Here is an 18,005-nt window from a genome sequence, read left to right as displayed (position 1 = left end):
ATCCGTGCCGAAACTCACCGGTTCAAAGTAGACGTTCGAGTCCGCGGCGGCCACTCCCGGGCGCTGGACCCGGTAGTTTGGCAGGTGTGAGGAGCCAGCCGCACGTACTCGGGATCGTGCTCGCCGGTGGCGAGGGCAAGCGACTCTTTCCACTCACGGCCGACCGCGCCAAGCCCGCCGTCCCGTTCGGCGGCGCCTACCGCCTCATCGACTTCGTGCTCAGCAATCTGGTCAACGCGGGTTTCCTGCGGCTGTGCGTACTCACGCAGTACAAGTCGCACTCGCTGGACCGGCACATCTCGCAGACCTGGCGGCTGTCCGGTTTCGCGGGCGAGTACATCACCCCGGTGCCCGCGCAGCAGCGGCTCGGTCCGCGGTGGTACACCGGCAGCGCGGACGCGATCATGCAATCGCTGAACCTGATCTACGACGAGGATCCGGATTACATCGTGGTTTTCGGCGCCGACCACGTCTACCGCATGGACCCGGAGCAGATGGTGCGCCACCACATCGACTCCGGCGCCGGCGTGACCGTGGCCGGTATCCGGGTGCCGCGCAGCGAGGCGAGCGCGTTCGGCTGCATCGACAGCGACGACTCCGGTCGCATCACGCAGTTCTTGGAGAAGCCCCCGCATCCGCCCGGCACCCCGGACGATCCGAACGTCACGTTCGCGTCCATGGGCAACTACGTCTTCACGACCAAGGTGCTGGTGGACTCGATCCGGGCGGATGCGGACAACGCCGACTCCGACCACGACATGGGCGGCGACATCATTCCCTCGCTCGTCGCGGCGGGGCAGGCGAGCGTCTACGACTTCGCCGACAACGACGTGCCCGGCGCCACCGACCGCGACCGCGGCTACTGGCGCGATGTCGGAACCATCGACGCGTTCTACGACGCCCACATGGATCTGGTCTCGGTGCACCCGGTGTTCAACCTCTACAACCGGCACTGGCCGATCCGCGGCGCGGCCGAGAACCTGCCGCCGGCCAAGTTCGCCCAGGGCGGGCTGGCGCAGGAGTGCATCGTGGGCGCGGGCAGCATCCTGTCCGCCGCCACCGTCCGCAATTCGGTGCTCAGCGCCAACGTCATGGTCGACGACGGCGCCACCGTCGAAGGCTGCGTGCTCATGCCCGGCGTGCGGATCGGGCGCGGCGCGGTAGTGCGGCACGCCATTCTCGACAAGAACGTGGTCGTCGGCGAAGGCGAGATCATCGGGGTGGATCTGGCGCGAGACCGCAGCCGCTTCGCGGTGAGCAACGGCGGTGTCGTCACGGTAGGCAAGGGCGTCTGGGTCCAAGGCGAGGCCGATCCGCCGCTGCGGGTATCCAGGCTGTACTAGTCGAGCAGCGCGTTTCGAGGACGTACCCATTTCCCTGAAATCGCGATCGGCGAGCTGGATTACGGCCCGCCCGGCTCAGGCGCGGACGGCCCGATGCAGAATGGCGCACAGGGGCCTGGTGTACGCGGCACCTTCGATTCGGCAGCCTCGCCGAAATCTGCCGTGCTCACCAGATAGACCGCCATCAGAGCGAACAGCATGACGGCGGCGAAAGCCATCATGGTCCGCCCCCAGTGGAGCGGCCGGGGCCTGCGCTCGTCCTCGTCCCAGAGGAACATCATCATCACCACACCGCACCCCTCTTCCGGACCGCTCGGAGCATGACCTCACCAGTATCCGAGCATCGGCGTTCCGTTGCAGCATGCGCCGAACTGTGCGTCGATGGTGGTTGTTTCGCGAACTCCACTGTTCATCCGAAAGGGACACAGCCGAGTCAGGAAGCGCTACGAGCGCGCGTCCGGCGGAAAGTTACTCGACACCAGACATATTCGGGCAAGCCAGGTCGCCCACAGCGGCTCTACCCCGGAGATCACTGTCCAGGCGGGGCGACGTTCTGGGTGCAGAACGGCTCGCAGGGTCCAGGTGTGGGGGTGGTCTTTTCGGGCCCGGTATCGAAATCGGTGTTGCTCACCACCACCATCACCAGCACAGCCCCCAGGAGTACGAGCAGCAGGGCCAACATCGTGGGCCGCAACCAACTCGATCGTCGTTCCGTCACGACGTCCCCCATGGCGGCCATCTCGATGGGAGTTAGTTCACGCATAACCGAATTTCCTCACTGAGTAGTTACTCAGCGCATACCCCGAATTCGGCGATGGAATCAGGCCGCCACGTATCCGTAGCGCGAATCGTCAACCGCGCGAGGCGCAGAGCAATCCGTCGCCCACCGGAATCAGCACACAGGTGAGTTCCGGGTTCTCCGCGATGGCGCGGGTCGCGGCGCGCACCGCCTGGGTGGCCGGATCGCGTTGCGCCGGATCGGGTACCCGCCCGCCCAGCAGCGCGTTGTGCAGCAGGATGGCGCCGCCCTGGCGCAACAGACGCACCGCCTGGGCCACGTACTCCGGATGCTCCAGCGGTGCGGCGTCGATGAAGACGAGATCGTAGGCGCCGTCGGCCAGCCGGGGCAGCACGTCCAGCGCCCGTCCGTTGATCAGCCGGGTGCGCGCGGGCGGGATGTCGGCGGCGCGGAACGCCTCCTTGGCCGCGCGCTGGTGTTCCGGCTCCGAATCGATGGTGGTCAGCGTGCCGTCCTCGCGCATGCCGTCGAGCAGCCACAGCCCGCTGATGCCCGCGCCGGTGCCGACCTCGACCACCGCGCGCGCTCCGAGCAACTGCGCGTACATGCTCAGCAGCGCGCCCACCGACGGCGGCACGGGAACCGCGCCGAGTTCGGTGGCCCGTTCCCGCGCGCTGACGAGGATTTCGTCTTCCACGACGGATTCCTCCACGTAGGCGAGATTCCGCTCCAGATTCGATGCCACGGGTATGAGGCTAACGCCGGGCGGGTGATCTCGGCGTTCCGGACAACACGCGCCGCCCGCCATTTCCGCCGCCGGTTTTCTCAGGCGACCCTCAGGATCTCCATAACCCGGCCATATCAGGACCAGAAAGAGTATGGGCAACGCAAGACCACCGACCGTGTTTCGACACGGGACGCGGGAACAACGACATACCGGTTGTCTGTTGTATCCGTACGTGACGGTCCGTAGACCCGGCCCCGAGCGAGTTCCGACGTTTACGGTCCCTAGTAGGAGGTAGCCCCATCCACATGGTCGATGCGGCGCGCGAATACGCCACCCTGCCCGAGCAGATCCTGCCGGTCGAAGCCGACCCCGTCGAGGACGCGGTCGAGCTGTCCGGCACTGCTGCCTTCGATGCCACCGGTGATCGGTCGGCGATGCCGACGTGGGACGAACTGGTCCGCGAGCACGCCGACCGGGTTTACCGCTTGGCCTACCGCCTCTCCGGCGACGCACAGGACGCCGAAGATCTCACCCAGGAGACGTTCATCCGGGTGTTCCGTTCGCTGTCGAATTACCAACCCGGCACGTTCGAGGGGTGGTTGCACCGCATCACCACCAACCTGTTCCTGGACATGGTGCGCCGCCGTAACCGGATCAGGATGGAAGCGCTGCCCGAGGACTACGACCGGGTGCCCGCCGATGGCCCCGGGCCGGAGCAGGCCTACCACGACGCCCGGCTGGATCCCGACCTGCAAACCGCCCTGGATTCCCTCGCCCCGGAGTTCCGCGCGGCCGTGGTGCTCTGTGACATCGAGGGACTGTCCTACGAGGAGATCGGCGCTACGCTCGGCGTGAAACTGGGCACTGTGCGCAGTCGGATCCACCGTGGACGTCAGGCCCTGCGCGACTACCTTGCGCATAATGGAAGTGAGCAGCGGTTCGCCGTTGACGCGAACATAGGGTGATTCGTCGGAAACCGGCATCGCCCGAACATCGGTCGATGTCGGTTGGAAGGGTGAGCACCGAATGAGTGGCGACTTCAGTACGTCCGGTCGTCCGCCGCGTTTTCGCCCCACGGAACATCTGGCGAGTGAGGCGATCGCGGCCTACGTGGACGGCGAGCTGCGGATGAACGCATATCTGCGCGCCGCCCAACATCTGTCGCTGTGCCCCGAATGCGCGGCGGAGGTCGATGCCCAGCAGCAGGCGCGCATCGCGTTGCGGCACGCCGGGCAGGTCGCGATTCCGACCGGCCTGCACGACAGCCTGACCAGGATTCCGCTGGCCGAATTGCCGGGTGGCGCGTCCAGCACAACATCTTCCCCGTCCGGCAGGCCCCCACGGAACGAGGCCGTTTTCGGCTTTCTGACCGATTCGTTCACCGCGACCCGGTGGACAACCTGGTGGCGCAAGTAGAGTTTTCCGAGTGACCACCGAATCGACGAATTCCGGATCGGCCGACACCTCGGATTCGGCGGCCAACCGCGGGAATCTCCGTCCGCCGGACGCACCCGTGCTCGGCCCGCGCCCGGTCTATCGGCCCCATGTCGACACGCATACCGCGCGCGCCTTCCGCAGGCCTGCCGGCCTATCCGGTTCGTTCGCCGTGCCGCTGCGCAAGGCGGGCTCCGCGCCGCAATCCGGCCCCGAACTGCAGAACCGCCCGCCCGACGCGGTGCTGGCCGAGGCGTTCGGCCGCCCCGAGGGCTCCACCGAGGTCCTGCAACGCGACCCCGACGCGACCGGCGGCCCCGCCTCCGTCACCGAACCGGCCGATCCGTGGCGTGACCCCGAGGCGGTCGCGCGCCTGGGCTCCCCCGCCGTGCCAACACCCAAGCCGCAGCCGCTGCCGCAGGCCGAGAAGCTCAGTGCCCGCGAAGTGCTGTTCGGCTCCCGGGTCGCGCCCAAGGCGCTGGCCCTGCTCGCGCTCGTCGCGCTCGTCATCGGCCTGCTCGGCGGGCTGGTCGGGCGGCTGACCGCGGAAACCGCCTCGACGCTCACCTCCCGCAAGGTGACCCTGGAGCAGACCGGCGACGGCGCCCGCCCCCACGGTGTGATCGCCGAGGTCGCCAACGCCGTGCTGCCCTCGGTCGTCTCCATCCGGGTGACCGTCGGCGACAACGGCGCCACCGGTTCGGGCGTGGTGATCGACGGCGGCGGCTACATCGTCACCAACAACCACGTCATCTCCATGGCGGCGCAGGACAAGAGCAATCGCGCCGCGATCCAGGTGCAGTTCTCCGACGGCACCCGCGTTCCCGCCCAGATCGTCGGCCGCGACCCGAAGACCGACCTGGCCGTCCTGAAGGTCGACGTGAAGAATCTCACCGTCGCTCAGCTGGGCAAGTCCGGCAACGTCCAGGTCGGTGACGACGTGCTGGCCATCGGTTCGCCGCTGGGCCTGAGCAAGACGGTCACCTCCGGCATCGTCAGCGCCCTGCACCGTCCGGTGAAGCTGGAGGGCGAGGGCAGCGACACGAAGGCCGTGATCGACGCCGTGCAGACCGACGCCTCGATCAACCCGGGTAACTCCGGCGGCGCGCTGGTGGACATGGACGGCCGGGTCGTCGGCATCAACACCGCCATCCGCAGCGAGACCGGCGGCTCGGTCGGTCTGGGCTTCGCCATCCCGGTGGACAAGATGACCGAGGTCGCACAGACCTTGATCCGCGACGGCGTCGTGCACCACGCGACGATCGGCCTGAGCGCGCGCACCAAACAGGTGGCCAACGAGGTCATGAGCGGCGCGGCGGTGGCGGACGTCGTTCCCGGCGGTCCTGCGGCGAAGGCCGGGATCGTGGAGGGTGACGTGATCGTGAAGGTCGGCGACCGCGAGGTCACGAATCCGGACGAGTTGGTCGTCGCGGTGCAGTCCCGCGAGATCGGCGAAACGGTGAACGTGCAGTTGATCCGCGATGGCAGGCAGGTGGACGTGCCCGTGACGCTGGAATCCGACTGATCCGCTGGTCGGATCGCCGGGTAGCCTGGTTACGTGTTCAGCAACATCGGCTGGAGCGAGATGGTCATCCTGCTCGTCGCCGCCCTCGTGATCCTCGGCCCGGAGCGTTTGCCCGGCGCCGTGCGCTGGACCACGCGCAGCCTGCGTCAGGTCCGCGACTACGCGAGTGGCGCAACCTCTCAGCTGAAGCAGGAACTCGGGCCGGAGTTCGAGGATCTGCGCAAGCCGCTGGCCGACCTGAACGAACTGCGCGGTATGACACCGCGGGCGATGGTGACCAAACACCTTCTCAACGGCGACGATTCGCTGTTGAAGGATTTCGGCAGCGCATTGCCCGATCCGAAGGACCTGTACAGCACGAACAGCGGGATGCCGGACTATCCGATGCCCAAGTTGGATAAGCCGTTGGAGCGCAACGAACGTCCCCCGATCGACACCGACGCCACCTGAACCGTCAAGAAGACTAGACGCAATGCGCTGTTCAGCTGTCTAGACTTCGCACATGTCGGCCGATGACGTGGCGCGCGTGTTCGCGATCGAGGACAAGGTCGAGCGACTGAAGGCGGCCACCGACGGGGTGGCGGCGGCGCAGCAGACCATCAACGAACTGACCAGGATTCGGCGTGCCGTGATCCGGGAACTCCATGCCGAGGGCTGGACGTTCGCCAGAATCGGTGCCGCCGCGGGCCTTTCCCGCGCCCGCATCCACCAGGTGAGTACGCAGGGACCCGCGCCGGAAGGATTGTTCTTCGGGCACGGTTCGCTCACCGTGCTCGTTCCGGAGGTGCGCGCCGGGCGCGTGATCGGCGCGCCGGATCCAGCCGCGCCGCAGCGATTGGCCGAGCTCCTACGCGAACTCGGCTTCAGCGTGGCGGTCGAGCATTTCCTACCGGGCCGCCCGATCGATCTGCGCCGCGACGGCCTGATCGTGTTGGGCGGCCCGGAACTGTCCCCGAGTCTGCGTCAATTGGTCGCCGCCGATCCGCGATTGCGTCGCGCGGTGGCCAGAATGGGTGACGCGCGCCGGGGTATCGAGGACCGGGCGGCCCGCCGGGTGTATCGGCCGGGCGGACCCGAACCGCACGACATCGCCTATCTCGGCAGGCTTCCCAGGCCAGACGGGCGCGGCAGCGTGCTGATGATCGACGGTATGCATCCGCCCGGCTCACTCGGCGCCATCCGGCTGCTCGCCACCCGGCTGGCCACCCTGCACGAGCGGGCGAGCAATCACCTGTTCTCGGTGCTGATCGCCTGTCGCTTCGACCGCGCCACCGGCGAGCCCTTGGAGGCCGAACTGCTCACGCCGGTCTACCGCCACGACCCGGAGAACCGATCGCCCGCAACGGGTCTGCGCCGCTGAACCACCATGCACCCGAAGACGCGGCCGGCCCGCGCTCGGCTGCACGAGTCCTCCGCGTGCGCTGTCCCATGGCGCCGCCGAATCCCCTTGGGCCCCGGTAGCCACACGAGTCCGTGTATGTAATCACTCAGGCCGCCCCACCCGTCGCTCGTTCACCTCGACTTGGGCGACCCCACGCCCGTTAGCAGCGAGCGGGATTCGAGCGTTCCCGCGAGTTCGAAGCCGAGGGTGCACTCACACAACAAGATTCAGCAAATAGTTGGCCACTACAGGTCATCGGCGCTTCGTGGTTGCAGCAAAACGGTGGACGTTCGAGACAGCTTCGGACGGGCAACGAAGTACCCGCTGCTCAGCTGTTCGAGAGCACTCTGTGGCGTCATCCGAACCGCCCATCCTGCCGTGTGGTACAGGTCACCAGACCTGCCGCGAGCGAGTTCATTCACGGATGATTGAATAGCTAGACGATAACCGCATGTGATAGGTGAACGCTGATGCGTGATCGAAAGTCGATATCTGCGAGTTCCGTGACCCTTCTCTCCGTGCTGCGGCCGCACGGCCTCGCGACTCCGGCCCGGACCGGCGATCCCACGGTGACCACCCACCGAGTCACCTACAGCGACCGGTTGAAAGTCTTCGTCGGCCCCGGCGAGACCATCGACAGCTTTCTGCGCCCGCTGCGCAGGCTGGACGGCTTCCACCGCTACTCGGTGAACATGACCCGGCTCGCCGAGCCGATGCGCCCCGCCGACATCGACCCGGCGATCAGCTCCGCGCCCGGCCAGGAGTACCTCCAGTGCACCGGCTCGGCGGACGCGCTGACCCTCGAGATGCGCACCGCGGTCGGCGGCACGCCGCAACGCTTCGCCTTGGGCCTGTCCGGCGAGCGGATCGGTCCACCGGATGTCGACGTGCCGGTCCCCGTCGGCGTGCCCGCTCCCCGCGTGTATCCGGACGAGCTCTTCACCGCCGAGCAGGCGGCCGAGATCTTCACGGCGTACTTCGAGACCGACGCCGTCCCGTCCCATCTCCAGCTCCGCTCAACGGACGCGTGAGGCGTCCGGCAAGGAGGAAAATCGTGAACCCGCTATTGCTCATCGGCGGCGCCGTCGTGGCGGTGGGCCTGCTCGGCCTGATCCTCAGCATGCTGCTGCGGCCGAAGGGGTCGAAAGCCCACCTGACCGTCGCCGACCTCCAGGCCCGGCTCGCGGACGAGCAGTCGGCCACACCCGGGCCGGAGGGCTCGCAGGACGACGAAACGGCAGCCGACCAGCCGCACACCGCCGACACGGTCGATCCCGCCCGCCGGGAGCGCGAGCAACCCCCCACGGATACCGGCACCCGTGACGAGGCCGCGCCCACCGGCCGGGACGGAACCGAAGCGCGGGCCGAGCACGTGCTGCTACCGGATCATCGCCGCCGCGCCCAATAGCCTCCCACTAACTAGGCTGGCGGTACGGCGGAGATTCGCCGTTCGTTTCCGGGCCCGATGCGCCGCGGCCGGACCCACTCGGGAAAGGACCGGTTGCTGTGCGCGCGATACTCGAGGAATTGATCGGCCTGCTGTCGCACGGGCCGGTCGCGCTGGCACGCGTGGTGGACACGACCGGCCCCGGGCCGCGCGAACCGGGCGCCGCGATGCTCGTCACCGGCTCCGGTGACGTGCACGGCTCACTGTCGGGCGGATGCGTCGAGGCCGCCGTCGTCGCCTCGGCGCGAGAGGTGCTGGCAAGCGGCCACGCGGTGACCGACAGGTTCGGCTATGCCGACGCCGACGGGCCCGCAGTGGGCTTGACCTGCGGCGGGGAAATCGAAGTGTTCGTCGAGCGGGTCACCCCCGCGCGGCTGCCGCTGCTCTCGGCGTTGCGGCAGCGGATCGACCACGGCCGTCCCGTCGCCGTGGCGACCACCATGGACGCAACACCGGAATGGAAGCTGCTGACACCCGAGCAGACGCAACCGTGGCACGGCGTGGATCACGACGCCCGGGCGCTGCTGGCCGCGGGGCGCTGCGGCGTGGTGGGCACCGACGAGTGCGCGGCAGGCGGCTCACCGCGACCCCGGACGTTCGTGCAGGTCTTCGCGGCTCCGGCGCGCATGATCCTGGCGGGCGCCAACGATTTCGTGCGCGCGCTCAGCCGCACCGGCCGCCAGCTCGGCTACCGGGTGACGGTCGTGGACGCCCGCGAGACTTTCACCACCGCCGCCCGGTTCCCCGCTGCCCACGAGGTCGTCGTGGACTGGCCGCATCGGTATCTGCGCGGCGAACAGGAGGCGGGGCGCATCGACCGGCGCACCGTGGTCTGCGTACTCACCCACGACGCCAAATTCGACGTGCCGATGCTGGCCACGGCGTTGTCGTGCCCGCGCATCGGCTTCGTCGGCGCTCTCGGATCCCGCCGGACCCACGCCGAGCGCGTCGAGCGCCTGCGGGCCGTGGGCGTCACCGACGACCAGCTCGGCCGACTGAGAAGTCCGGTGGGGCTGGATCTCGACGCGCGCACGCCGGACGAGACGGCCATCTCCATCGCCGCCCAGATCCTCGCCGAGCGCGGCGGCGCCTCCGCGCTTCCGCTCGACCGCACCGAGGGTCCCATTCACCGCTGATCCGCGCAAAACGGATTGGACTCCGAATCGCCGGGCATACCCAGCCGCAGAGCCACCCATACCGGTCGGTGGCGCGCATCTCATTCCCATCTTGCACAGCGCGCCCTTTCGGCCCACACTGAAGTTTGCTGAAAGTTAACTACGAGTAGGTGACGGTGCGTGCGCTTCGGCCCCGCCACGCTCAACCCGGCCCGCCCCACCGAGAGGAGAAAGCGCCGTGACCGCCACCCAGTTCGCCGTCCTCTGCTCGCTAGCCGGCGCCGCCAGTCTGGTCGCCACCATCGGATTGCTGCACGGACCGGCGTCCCGGCGGCGCCGGGTCGGCATCGCCCAGCACGGCATCGCCGAGCAGGTCCCCGCCCCCGCGCTACCGACCTGTCCGATCGGCAGGCCGCAGCAGCTGCTCACCGAGCCGTTGACCGTAGCGGAGGCGCATGAACTCATGCAGCGCCACCGGATCTGTGAGCCCTCCGAATGCGTCTACAAGCTCGCGGCCTTCCGCACGCTGATCGAGGCGGGGTACATGCGGGACCCGCATGCGGAAGGGGCCTGACCGAATCGGAGCGGCAACGCGGTTCAGGCCGCCGCCCACGCGGGCCGCAGGGTGTTCATCGGCGGGCGGTCCACCAGCCGCACCTCGGTGCGGTGCGCGGTGAACTCGTCGCCGATCAACGGGAACTGGGTCAGCGCCGCGCCGGAGTCCTGGACGCCGCTGCGACCGAGCACGGTGCCCAGAATCTGGCGGCTCATCACCCCGAGGTCGGCCAGCGGACGGTTGCGATGAGTACGCACTCCCAGGTTGACCTGGCCGATCGCGGACATGCCGAGCCGGTCGTAGGTGTCCAGCAGCAACCCGATCTCCACGCCGTAGCCCGGCGCGAACGGCACCGAGGTGAGCAGTTCGCGGGTGCCTGCGTATTCGCCGCCGAGCGGCTGCAACACCTGCGAGAGTTCGGGTCGCAGCGCCGCCAGCAGAGGACGGGCGACCAGCTCGGTGACGCGGCCGCCGCCGTGCGCGTCCACCGCGCCGCCCTGTCGCAGCGGCCTGCGGTAGTAGGCCTTGGCCAGATGCATGTCATCGACCGTGAGCAGCGGACCCAGCAGCTTCGGCACGAACGCCGGATCCGGGTCGATCAGGTCGGAATCTACGAAAGCGATCAGGTCGCCGCTGGTCACCGCCAGGGAACGCCACAGAACCTCCCCCTTGCCGGGGACCGGATCCAGTTCCGGCACCGCCTGCTCGCGAGTGATCACCTCGGCGCCCGCCGCGCGCGCCCGCTCCGCGGTGGCGTCGGTCGAACCGGAATCCAGCACGATCAGCTCGTCGACCAGCGTGCCGAGCAACGGCCGGATGCTGGCCACGACATCGGCCACGGTCCGTTCTTCGTTCAGTGCGGGCAGCACCACCGACACGGTGCGCCCGGCTTTCGCGGAGACGAGATCGTCCACCCGCCAGTTCGGAGTGTCCCAGGTATGGGTCGTCGCCCAGGCGGGCTCACGGTGTTGAAATGTCATGCCAGACCTCGCAAGGTTCGTGCGGGGGGCCGGATGCCCTGGATCGCGGCGATCATGTCCACGACCCGCCGGGTCGCGGCGACTTCGTGGACACGGAAGACTCGGGCGCCGGCCGCTGCCGACCATGCTGTTGCCGCCAATGTGCCCTCCAGCCGTTCGGAAAGACCGACACCTAAAGTCTCTCCGATGAAATCCTTGTTGCTCAGCGCCATCAAGACTGGCCATCCGGTTTTTACAAGAACGTCGACTCCTCGCAACAGTTCGAGACCGTGATAAGTGTTCTTGCCGAAATCGTGGGTCGGATCGATCAGGATCGAATCCCGGCGGACTCCGGCCGCGAGCGCGTTCTCGGCGGATCGCACCACGGTTTCGGTGACTTCGCCCACCACGTCGGCGTAACGGACCCGATGCGGTCTGGTACGCGGCACCGCGCCACCGGTGTGGCTGCACACCACACCCGCGCCGTGCGCGGCGGCCACCGGAACGAGATCGGGGTCGGCGCCCGCCCACGTGTCGTTGATCAGATCCGCCCCCTCGCCCACCGCGGCCAGCGCCACCTCGGCGCGCCAGGTGTCGACGCTGATCAGTAGCTCCGGGTACTTGCCTCGAATGGCCGCCACGAACGGGATCACGCGACGCGCTTCCTCGGCCGCGTCCACCACATCACCGGGCCCGGCTTTCACCCCGCCGATGTCGACGAGGTCGGCGCCCTCGTCCACGGCGCGCGCCACGGCGTCCATAGCCGCCGCATCGGTGAACGTGGCGCCTCGGTCGTAGAACGAGTCCGGCGTGCGATTCACGATCGCCATCACCAGCGCTCGATCCGTCGCCACCGGCCGGCCGCACAGCGTGGGAAGCGGCGCGGCGGGCGAGGGGTACATGTCGCTCTCCCGCCTCTCCGCGAATTCAGGCCGTACAAGTCAGGAGACGGGATTCGCGTTCAGGTCGTGCGCCGGGTGCCGCTACGGTTTCGGGCGTACCCGACGAGTTACCCATGTGCTTGCGAAACCAGTCGGTCCCTCCGCATCTCCGGATTCTCGAACCGTACCAGTCGAGCGCCGCCGGACCGGCGCGCAGTCTTGCGGCGGTGGACAGCGACCACCACCAGGCACGTCGGCGGATGACGGTCAGCCCTTGGGTGCGCGACCTGCTGCGACCTCAGCGGCGTAGTCGTCGTAAGCCGGGACGTAGCCCTCGGTGCGACCGGCGAGTACGTACAGCGTGCTGTCCGAATCCGGGGCATAACCCTGCTTGCGCAATTCGACCTTGCGGCTTTTGAACGTGGAGGTCTGCTCCAGCTCGTGGACGATGCGGACGAACAGCGGCACGGCGTACCCGGGCAACTGCTCGTAAGCCAGCTTCGCCACCGCCGCCCCGTCGAATTCCGCGCCGGGATGCAGTGTCACCGCGGCCATGCCCGCCTTGCCGTCGGCGCCGGGGATGTCCACGCCGTAGACCACCGCTTGGGCGATCGGCTCCGCCTTGCTCAGCCCGCCCTCCACCTCGGTGGTCGCCACGTTCTCGCCCTTCCAGCGGAAGGTGTCACCGAGCCGGTCCACGAACGCGATGTGATGCCAGCCCTGATCGCGGACCAGGTCGCCGGTGTCGAACCAGACGTCGCCGGGTTGGAAGGCGTCACGCACCAGTTTGGCCTCGGTGGCGTCCTTGTCGGTGTAACCGTCGAACGGGGAGCGATCGGTCACCTTGGCCAGCAGCAGCCCGACCTCTCCGGTACGGACCTTGCGCAACCGTCCGTTCGTGTCGCGCTTCGCCTTTCCGGTCTCGTCCTCGTACTCCACGACGGCATAGGGCAGCGGACCGAAACCGGCCGTGCGGTCCACCCCGAACGCGTTGACGAACGCGATGTTCGCCTCGCTCGCGCCGTAGAACTCCACGATCCGCTTGACGCCGAACCGGGACTTGAACTCGTCCCACAGTTCGGGGCGCAGCCCGTTGCCGACCGCGAGCCGGACCAGGTGCTGCCGGTCGGTCGGCTTGGGCGGCTGGTTGACCAGGTAGCGGCACAGCTCGCCGATGTAGATGAACGCCGTCGCCTGTTCGCGAATGACCTCGTCCCAGAACCGGGACGCGGAGAAACCCCGGCCGAGGGCCAACGTGCCGCGGGAGGCCAGCACCGCGGACAACGCGACGGTGAGCGCGTTGTTGTGGTAGAGCGGCAGGCAGCAGTACAGCGTGTCGTCGCCGCGCAGGCGGATTCCGAGGCCGCCCAGTCCGGCCATGCTCTTGGTCCAGCGCAGGTGGGTCATCACGCTGGCCTTCGGCAGTCCGGTGGTGCCGGAGGTGAAGATGAGGAACGCCCGCTCCCGCGCGGTGACCTCGGCGCAGCTCGGCGGGTCGATGTCGGCGGCGGCGCGGGCCTCCTGCTCGAGATCGTCGGCCGCGAGGATGTCGGCGGGTGGCTCGGACAACGAGTCGATCGCCTCGGCGCACTCCGCGCCCACCACGTTCAGCACGCTGTCGAGCAGTCCGAAGCTGTGCGCCAGCACTCGATCGCGCTGGTGATGGTTGAGCAGACCCACGGTGGCCCCGAGTTTGACCGTGGCCAGCACGACGAACAGCGTCTCCGGCCGGTTGGTCATCAGCACGCCGACCACGTCGCCGCGCCGCACCCCCCGCGCCGCCAGCACGCTCGCATACCGATTCACCTGCGCGTTGGCCTCGCCGTAGGTGTAGCTCGCGCCCTCGAACCGCAGGAACAGCCGATCCGGATGACGGTGGGCGTTGCGCTGGAAGTACAGCCCCACCGAGGCCTTGGAATCCGGCGTCGTCAGCATGCCCAGCGCGTTGCGCAGCATGCCGGGCGTGTCCAGGGCCATCGCGGGAAGATTCCGGGCGAGATCGACCAGACTCACCGTCGAGCGGGCGTCGTTGCTCACTTCAGCTCTCCTCAGCACGGGTACTCGGCGCTTCCAGTGCCGCGAAGGCGGACGGAAGATCGGTCACCACGGTAATCCGGGACAAGGCTGTCTGGGGCACGAACTTCCGCTCGTACAACTCATCCAGCCAGGAGAACAACCCGCGAAAGAAACCATTGGGATCCAGCACAACAACCGGCTTCTCATGCTGTCCCAGATAGCCGCCGGTCCAGGTTTCGAAGAACTCTTCCAGCGTGCCGATGCCGCCGGGCAGGGTGAGGAAGGCGTCGGCGCGGTCCTCCATCACCTGCTTGCGCTGGCGCATGGTGTCGGTGACCACCAGTTCGTCGGCGTCGACATCGGCGACCTCGCGGTGCACCAGGTGCTTCGGGATCACGCCGATGGTGTTCGCACCGCCGGCGCGCGCAGCGGTGGCGACCGCGCCCATCATCGAGACGTGCCCGCCGCCGGACACCAATTGCCAACCGCGGCGGGCTATCTCGGTGCCCACCCGGGCGGCCAGCGAAAGGTAGTCCTGGTCGGTCGTGCTCGCCGAGCAGTAGACACAGACGGCGAAAGGCCGCTCGCTCACCATTGATCCTCCGTCCCGATCGCGTCCTCGGCGCCGCCTGCTTCCGCGGCGGCCTGGATGATGTGCACGAGTTCCTCGACGCTGTCGGTCACGTGCAACAGGTCGAGGTCACCCGGGGAGATCTTGCCGGAACCGCCCAGCGAATCGCGCAACCAATCGACCAGCCCGGCCCAGTACCTGGTGCCGAAGAGGATGATCGGGAACCGGGTGATCTTGCGGGTCTGCACCAGCGTCAGCGCCTCGAACAACTCGTCGAGGGTGCCGAAACCCCCTGGCAGGCAGATGAACGCCTGGGAGTACTTCACGAACATCGTCTTGCGGACGAAGAAGTACCGGAAGTTGATACCCAGATCGACCCACTCGTTGAGGCTCTGCTCGAACGGCAGCTCGATGCCGAGGCCGATGGAGTAACCGCCCGCCTCGCAGGCGCCCCGGTTGGCCGCTTCCATCGCGCCCGGCCCGCCGCCGGTGATCACGGCGAAGCCCGCCCTTGCCAGCGCGGCGCCGATCGCCATGCCCGCCTGGTACTCCGGATGGTCGGCGGACGTACGCGCCGAACCGAAGACCGTCACCGCCCGCGGCACCTCGGCGAGAGCGCCGAACCCTTCCACGAACTCGGCTTGGATGCGCAGCACGCGCCAGGGGTCGGTGTGCACCCAGTCCGTATCGCCGCGCTTGTCCAGCAGATTCCGGTCGGAGTTGCCCATCTCGTCGGCACGATCGCGGCGGAACATGATCGGTCCGCGGAACTTCGGGGTCGACTTCGGTTTGTTGGCGACCTCACGGTCCGCGGCGTCGGTGGACATGCGTTCCACGCTACCGCCCGGCAAGGGCCGCTCACGGGCTGGACGGGAGAAGACGTCCGACGTTCAGCCGGGGGCAGGGAGGGCGAGACGCGGTCGCAATCTCGGAGTCCGGCGCCGGAGTCTCGTTCAGGCCGGCGTGCCGGTCAGATAGCCCCTCAGCATGGCGGTGACGGCGGTGATCTGAGCGACGGGAACGTGCTCGTCGCGCTTGTGCGCGAGGTTGGGGTCGCCGGGTCCGAAGTTGACGGCCGGAATGCCGCGGGCCGCGAAGCGCGAAACATCCGTCCAGCCATACTTCGCGCGCACACCGCCGCCACCGTGGCGCTGCACCGAGGCGATGAGGTCCTTCGCCGCAGGGGCGGTCAGGCCCGGCAGTGCGCCCGGAGCCGAGTCGGTCACCTCGAAGGAGAGCTCGAGTCCCGCGAAGACCTCGCGTACGTGCTCGACGGCTTGGTCGACGGTGCGATCGGGCGCGAAGCGGAAGTTGACGTCCACCTCGGCGGCGTCGGGCACGACGTTGCCCGCCACGCCGCCCGTAACCCGGACCGCGGACAAGCCTTCGCGATACACGCATCCGTCGATGTCCACATCCCGTGCGCGATAGTCGGCGAGCCGCTGCAGTATCGGAGCCAACCGGTGGATCGCGTTGTCACCCAGCCATGCTCGCGCCGAGTGCGCGCGCACACCCGAGGTGCTCAGCCGAACGCGCAGGGTGCCCTGGCAACCGGCCTCTATCCAGCCGCCGGACGGTTCGCCGAGCACGGCGAGGTCGCCGCTGAGCCAGTCGGGCAGATCGCGCTCGATGTGGCCGAGCCCGTTGAACTCGGCGGCGATCTCCTCACCGTCGTAGAAGATCAAGGTCAGGTCGTGCACGGGGTCGGCGACGGTCGCGGCCAGGTGCAGGAAGACCGCGTCGCCGGATTTCATGTCCACCGAGCCGCAGCCGTAGAGGACCGGCTCACCCGCCGGGTTCACGTCGAACCGGCCGGGCACGTTGTCGGCGATCGGCACGGTGTCCAGATGCCCGGCCAGGATCACCCGGGTCGGCAACCCGCGGTGGGTGCGCGCCAGCACCACGTTCCCGTGCCGGAGGATCTCCCATCCCGTCGTCTGCTCCCGCAGCGCCCGCTCCACCACGTCGGTGATGGCGGCCTCGTTCCGCGAAACGCTCGGAATGTCGACGAGCGCGGCGGTCAGTGTGATCGGGTCGGCATGCAGGTCGATGGTCACGCGCTTCACCCTACGGCCGCCGAGCGGCCGTGCGGCTGTGGCGTGGGAAGTAGCAGGCGAACCACCGCCTCGTGCGGGTCGGTAACCTCTAGGCCGTGAGCATCCAGGGAGCAGCAGCAATCGGTATCGCCAATGTCACCGCGGACGGGACCGTGCTGGACACGTGGTACCCGAACCCGCAGCTGGGTGAGTTCGCCGAGACCGGCACCAAGCGCCTGGACGAGGCGCCCGCCGAGTACGCGGCGCTGCTCGGCTTCGACGACGCGCGCGGGGTCGACGTGATCGCGGTGCACACCACGATCGCCGACCTCTCCGCCGCCCCGGTCGACGCGCACGAGGTCTACCTGCGGCTGCACCTGCTCTCGCACCGCCTGGTCAAGCCGCACGAAGTGAGCCTGGACGGCCAGTTCGGCCTGCTCACCAACGTGGTGTGGACCAACCACGGCCCCGCCGCGGTGGAGGGCTTCGAGGCCACCCGCGCCAAGCTGCGCGCCCGCGGCCCGGTCACCGTGTACAGCGTGGACAAGTTCCCGCGCATGGTCGACTACGTGCTGCCCTCCGGCGTCCGCATCGGCGACGCCGACCGGGTCCGTCTCGGCGCGCACCTGGCCTCCGGCACCACCGTCATGCACGAGGGGTTCGTGAACTTCAACGCGGGCACGCTCGGCGCGTCCATGATCGAGGGCCGTATCTCCGCGGGCGTCGTGGTCGGCGACGGCTCCGACATCGGCGGCGGCGCGTCCACCATGGGCACGCTGTCCGGCGGCGGCACCACGGTTATCTCCATCGGCGAGCGATCCCTGCTCGGCGCGAACTCCGGCCTTGGCATCCCGCTCGGCAACGACTGCGTGGTCGAGGCGGGCCTCTACCTGACCGCGGGCACCAAGGTCACCACCCCGGACGGCACCCTGGTCAAGGCCGCCGAGCTGGCCGGTCGCGACAACCTCCTGTTCCGCCGCAACTCCGCCACCGGCGCGGTCGAGGTCGTCCCGCGTAAAGGCACCGGCATCGAACTCAACGCCGACCTGCACGCCAACGACTGATTCTCCACTGGCACAAGGACCGATATCGGCAAGGGCTCGAGACCGGCGTGAAACCGGCCTCGCTGCCCTAGGCCGCCCGGCCAGTCCGGAGATCGCTGGGCGGGGATCGGGGGCGATCCGTTGCACGCTCCGCGCGTGGCACTCGGACGAGTGAACCGATGATCATGCTCGGCGCGACCCAGCGCCCATCCTCTACGTGCGTCTGCCGCCA

Annotated in this window: 20 protein-coding genes; 11 read left to right on the top strand and 9 right to left on the bottom strand. The window is 68.5% G+C overall.

Annotation, left to right across the window (positions count from 1 at the left end):
* Positions 1 to 86: 86 nt before the first annotated feature.
* The gene (gene glgC / locus K8O92_14285; protein UAK34888.1) at positions 87 to 1,343 is read left to right on the top strand and encodes a glucose-1-phosphate adenylyltransferase; all 1,257 of its coding nucleotides are present in this window, start codon (positions 87 to 89) and stop codon (positions 1,341 to 1,343) included.
* Between the two features lie 59 nt (positions 1,344 to 1,402).
* On the opposite strand, the gene K8O92_14280 is transcribed toward glgC, so the two are convergent.
* From K8O92_14280 to K8O92_14270, 3 genes are all read right to left on the bottom strand, one after another.
* Positions 1,403 to 1,633: a hypothetical protein gene (locus K8O92_14280; protein UAK34887.1), complete on the bottom strand. Its 231-nt coding sequence runs from the start codon at positions 1,631 to 1,633 to the stop codon at positions 1,403 to 1,405.
* Between the two features lie 239 nt (positions 1,634 to 1,872).
* Positions 1,873 to 2,106 (bottom strand): hypothetical protein, encoded by a 234-nt coding sequence (locus K8O92_14275; GenBank protein UAK34886.1) that lies wholly within the window; start codon positions 2,104 to 2,106, stop codon positions 1,873 to 1,875.
* An 88-nt stretch (positions 2,107 to 2,194) separates the two neighbouring features.
* The gene (locus K8O92_14270; protein ID UAK35697.1) at positions 2,195 to 2,833 is read right to left on the bottom strand and encodes an O-methyltransferase; all 639 of its coding nucleotides are present in this window, start codon (positions 2,831 to 2,833) and stop codon (positions 2,195 to 2,197) included.
* A gap of 323 nt (positions 2,834 to 3,156) precedes the next feature.
* On the opposite strand from K8O92_14270, the gene sigE reads away from it, so the two are divergent.
* The 9 genes from sigE to K8O92_14225 all read left to right on the top strand — a co-directional run bounded on the left by sigE (position 3,157) and on the right by K8O92_14225 (position 10,285).
* Entirely contained in the window at positions 3,157 to 3,774 is a 618-nt protein-coding gene (gene sigE, locus K8O92_14265) for an RNA polymerase sigma factor SigE (protein ID UAK35696.1), read from the top strand.
* Positions 3,775 to 3,835: 61 nt separating this feature from the next.
* Positions 3,836 to 4,225, top strand: a complete 390-nt coding sequence (locus K8O92_14260) for a hypothetical protein (GenBank protein UAK34885.1) — start codon at positions 3,836 to 3,838, stop codon at positions 4,223 to 4,225.
* A gap of 10 nt (positions 4,226 to 4,235) precedes the next feature.
* Positions 4,236 to 5,768, top strand: coding sequence for a trypsin-like peptidase domain-containing protein (locus tag K8O92_14255; GenBank protein UAK34884.1), 1,533 nt, complete (start codon positions 4,236 to 4,238; stop codon positions 5,766 to 5,768).
* A 33-nt stretch (positions 5,769 to 5,801) separates the two neighbouring features.
* A complete protein-coding gene (gene tatB / locus K8O92_14250; GenBank protein ID UAK34883.1) occupies positions 5,802 to 6,218 on the top strand; it encodes a Sec-independent protein translocase protein TatB in 417 nt (138 codons plus the stop codon).
* Positions 6,219 to 6,270: 52 nt separating this feature from the next.
* Positions 6,271 to 7,128, top strand: a complete 858-nt coding sequence (locus K8O92_14245) for a hypothetical protein (GenBank protein ID UAK34882.1) — start codon at positions 6,271 to 6,273, stop codon at positions 7,126 to 7,128.
* A 524-nt stretch (positions 7,129 to 7,652) separates the two neighbouring features.
* Entirely contained in the window at positions 7,653 to 8,180 is a 528-nt protein-coding gene (locus K8O92_14240; protein UAK34881.1) for a hypothetical protein, read from the top strand.
* Between the two features lie 23 nt (positions 8,181 to 8,203).
* Entirely contained in the window at positions 8,204 to 8,557 is a 354-nt protein-coding gene (locus tag K8O92_14235; protein UAK34880.1) for a hypothetical protein, read from the top strand.
* 98 nt (positions 8,558 to 8,655) lie between these two features.
* The gene (locus tag K8O92_14230) at positions 8,656 to 9,732 is read left to right on the top strand and encodes an XdhC family protein (GenBank protein UAK34879.1); all 1,077 of its coding nucleotides are present in this window, start codon (positions 8,656 to 8,658) and stop codon (positions 9,730 to 9,732) included.
* Positions 9,733 to 9,949: 217 nt separating this feature from the next.
* Positions 9,950 to 10,285: a hypothetical protein gene (locus K8O92_14225; protein ID UAK34878.1), complete on the top strand. Its 336-nt coding sequence runs from the start codon at positions 9,950 to 9,952 to the stop codon at positions 10,283 to 10,285.
* Positions 10,286 to 10,308: 23 nt separating this feature from the next.
* Here the strand turns inward: K8O92_14225 and K8O92_14220 are convergent, their stop codons facing one another.
* From K8O92_14220 to dapE, 6 genes are all read right to left on the bottom strand, one after another.
* A complete protein-coding gene (locus tag K8O92_14220; protein ID UAK34877.1) occupies positions 10,309 to 11,247 on the bottom strand; it encodes a glucosyl-3-phosphoglycerate synthase in 939 nt (312 codons plus the stop codon).
* Entirely contained in the window at positions 11,244 to 12,128 is an 885-nt protein-coding gene (folP, locus tag K8O92_14215) for a dihydropteroate synthase (GenBank protein ID UAK34876.1), read from the bottom strand. Before folP ends, K8O92_14220 begins: the two co-directional genes overlap by 4 nt.
* Positions 12,129 to 12,374: 246 nt before the next feature.
* Entirely contained in the window at positions 12,375 to 14,144 is a 1,770-nt protein-coding gene (locus K8O92_14210) for a long-chain-acyl-CoA synthetase (protein ID UAK34875.1), read from the bottom strand.
* A gap of 1 nt (position 14,145) precedes the next feature.
* The gene (locus tag K8O92_14205; protein UAK34874.1) at positions 14,146 to 14,718 is read right to left on the bottom strand and encodes a TIGR00730 family Rossman fold protein; all 573 of its coding nucleotides are present in this window, start codon (positions 14,716 to 14,718) and stop codon (positions 14,146 to 14,148) included.
* Positions 14,712 to 15,521: a TIGR00730 family Rossman fold protein gene (locus K8O92_14200; protein UAK34873.1), complete on the bottom strand. Its 810-nt coding sequence runs from the start codon at positions 15,519 to 15,521 to the stop codon at positions 14,712 to 14,714. Before K8O92_14200 ends, K8O92_14205 begins: the two co-directional genes overlap by 7 nt.
* A 126-nt stretch (positions 15,522 to 15,647) precedes the next feature.
* Complete coding sequence (dapE, locus tag K8O92_14195; GenBank protein ID UAK34872.1) at positions 15,648 to 16,751, bottom strand: succinyl-diaminopimelate desuccinylase; 1,104 nt, start codon at positions 16,749 to 16,751, stop codon at positions 15,648 to 15,650.
* A gap of 95 nt (positions 16,752 to 16,846) precedes the next feature.
* On the opposite strand from dapE, the gene dapD reads away from it, so the two are divergent.
* Complete coding sequence (gene dapD, locus K8O92_14190) at positions 16,847 to 17,794, top strand: 2,3,4,5-tetrahydropyridine-2,6-dicarboxylate N-succinyltransferase (protein UAK34871.1); 948 nt, start codon at positions 16,847 to 16,849, stop codon at positions 17,792 to 17,794.
* Positions 17,795 to 18,005 lie beyond the last annotated feature (211 nt).

Source organism: Nocardia asteroides (genome assembly GCA_019930625.1).
Classification (GTDB): domain Bacteria; phylum Actinomycetota; class Actinomycetes; order Mycobacteriales; family Mycobacteriaceae; genus Nocardia; species Nocardia sputi.
The sequence above is the reverse complement of the archived record's forward strand: the minus strand, read 5'-3'. Positions and strand labels throughout refer to the sequence as shown.

Bases quoted from the DNA above. Each gene is read 5' to 3' on its own strand.
- K8O92_14275 (UAK34886.1), bottom strand. From the start codon at position 2,106: ATGCGTGAACTAACTCCCATCGAGATGGCCGCCATGGGGGACGTCGTG.
- K8O92_14260 (UAK34885.1), top strand. From the start codon at position 3,836: ATGAGTGGCGACTTCAGTACGTCCGGTCGTCCGCCGCGTTTTCGCCCC.
- K8O92_14245 (UAK34882.1), top strand. From the start codon at position 6,271: ATGTCGGCCGATGACGTGGCGCGCGTGTTCGCGATCGAGGACAAGGTC.
- K8O92_14220 (UAK34877.1), bottom strand. From the start codon at position 11,247: ATGACATTTCAACACCGTGAGCCCGCCTGGGCGACGACCCATACCTGG.
- folP (UAK34876.1), bottom strand. From the start codon at position 12,128: ATGTACCCCTCGCCCGCCGCGCCGCTTCCCACGCTGTGCGGCCGGCCG.
- K8O92_14205 (UAK34874.1), bottom strand. From the start codon at position 14,718: ATGGTGAGCGAGCGGCCTTTCGCCGTCTGTGTCTACTGCTCGGCGAGC.
- K8O92_14200 (UAK34873.1), bottom strand. From the start codon at position 15,521: ATGTCCACCGACGCCGCGGACCGTGAGGTCGCCAACAAACCGAAGTCG.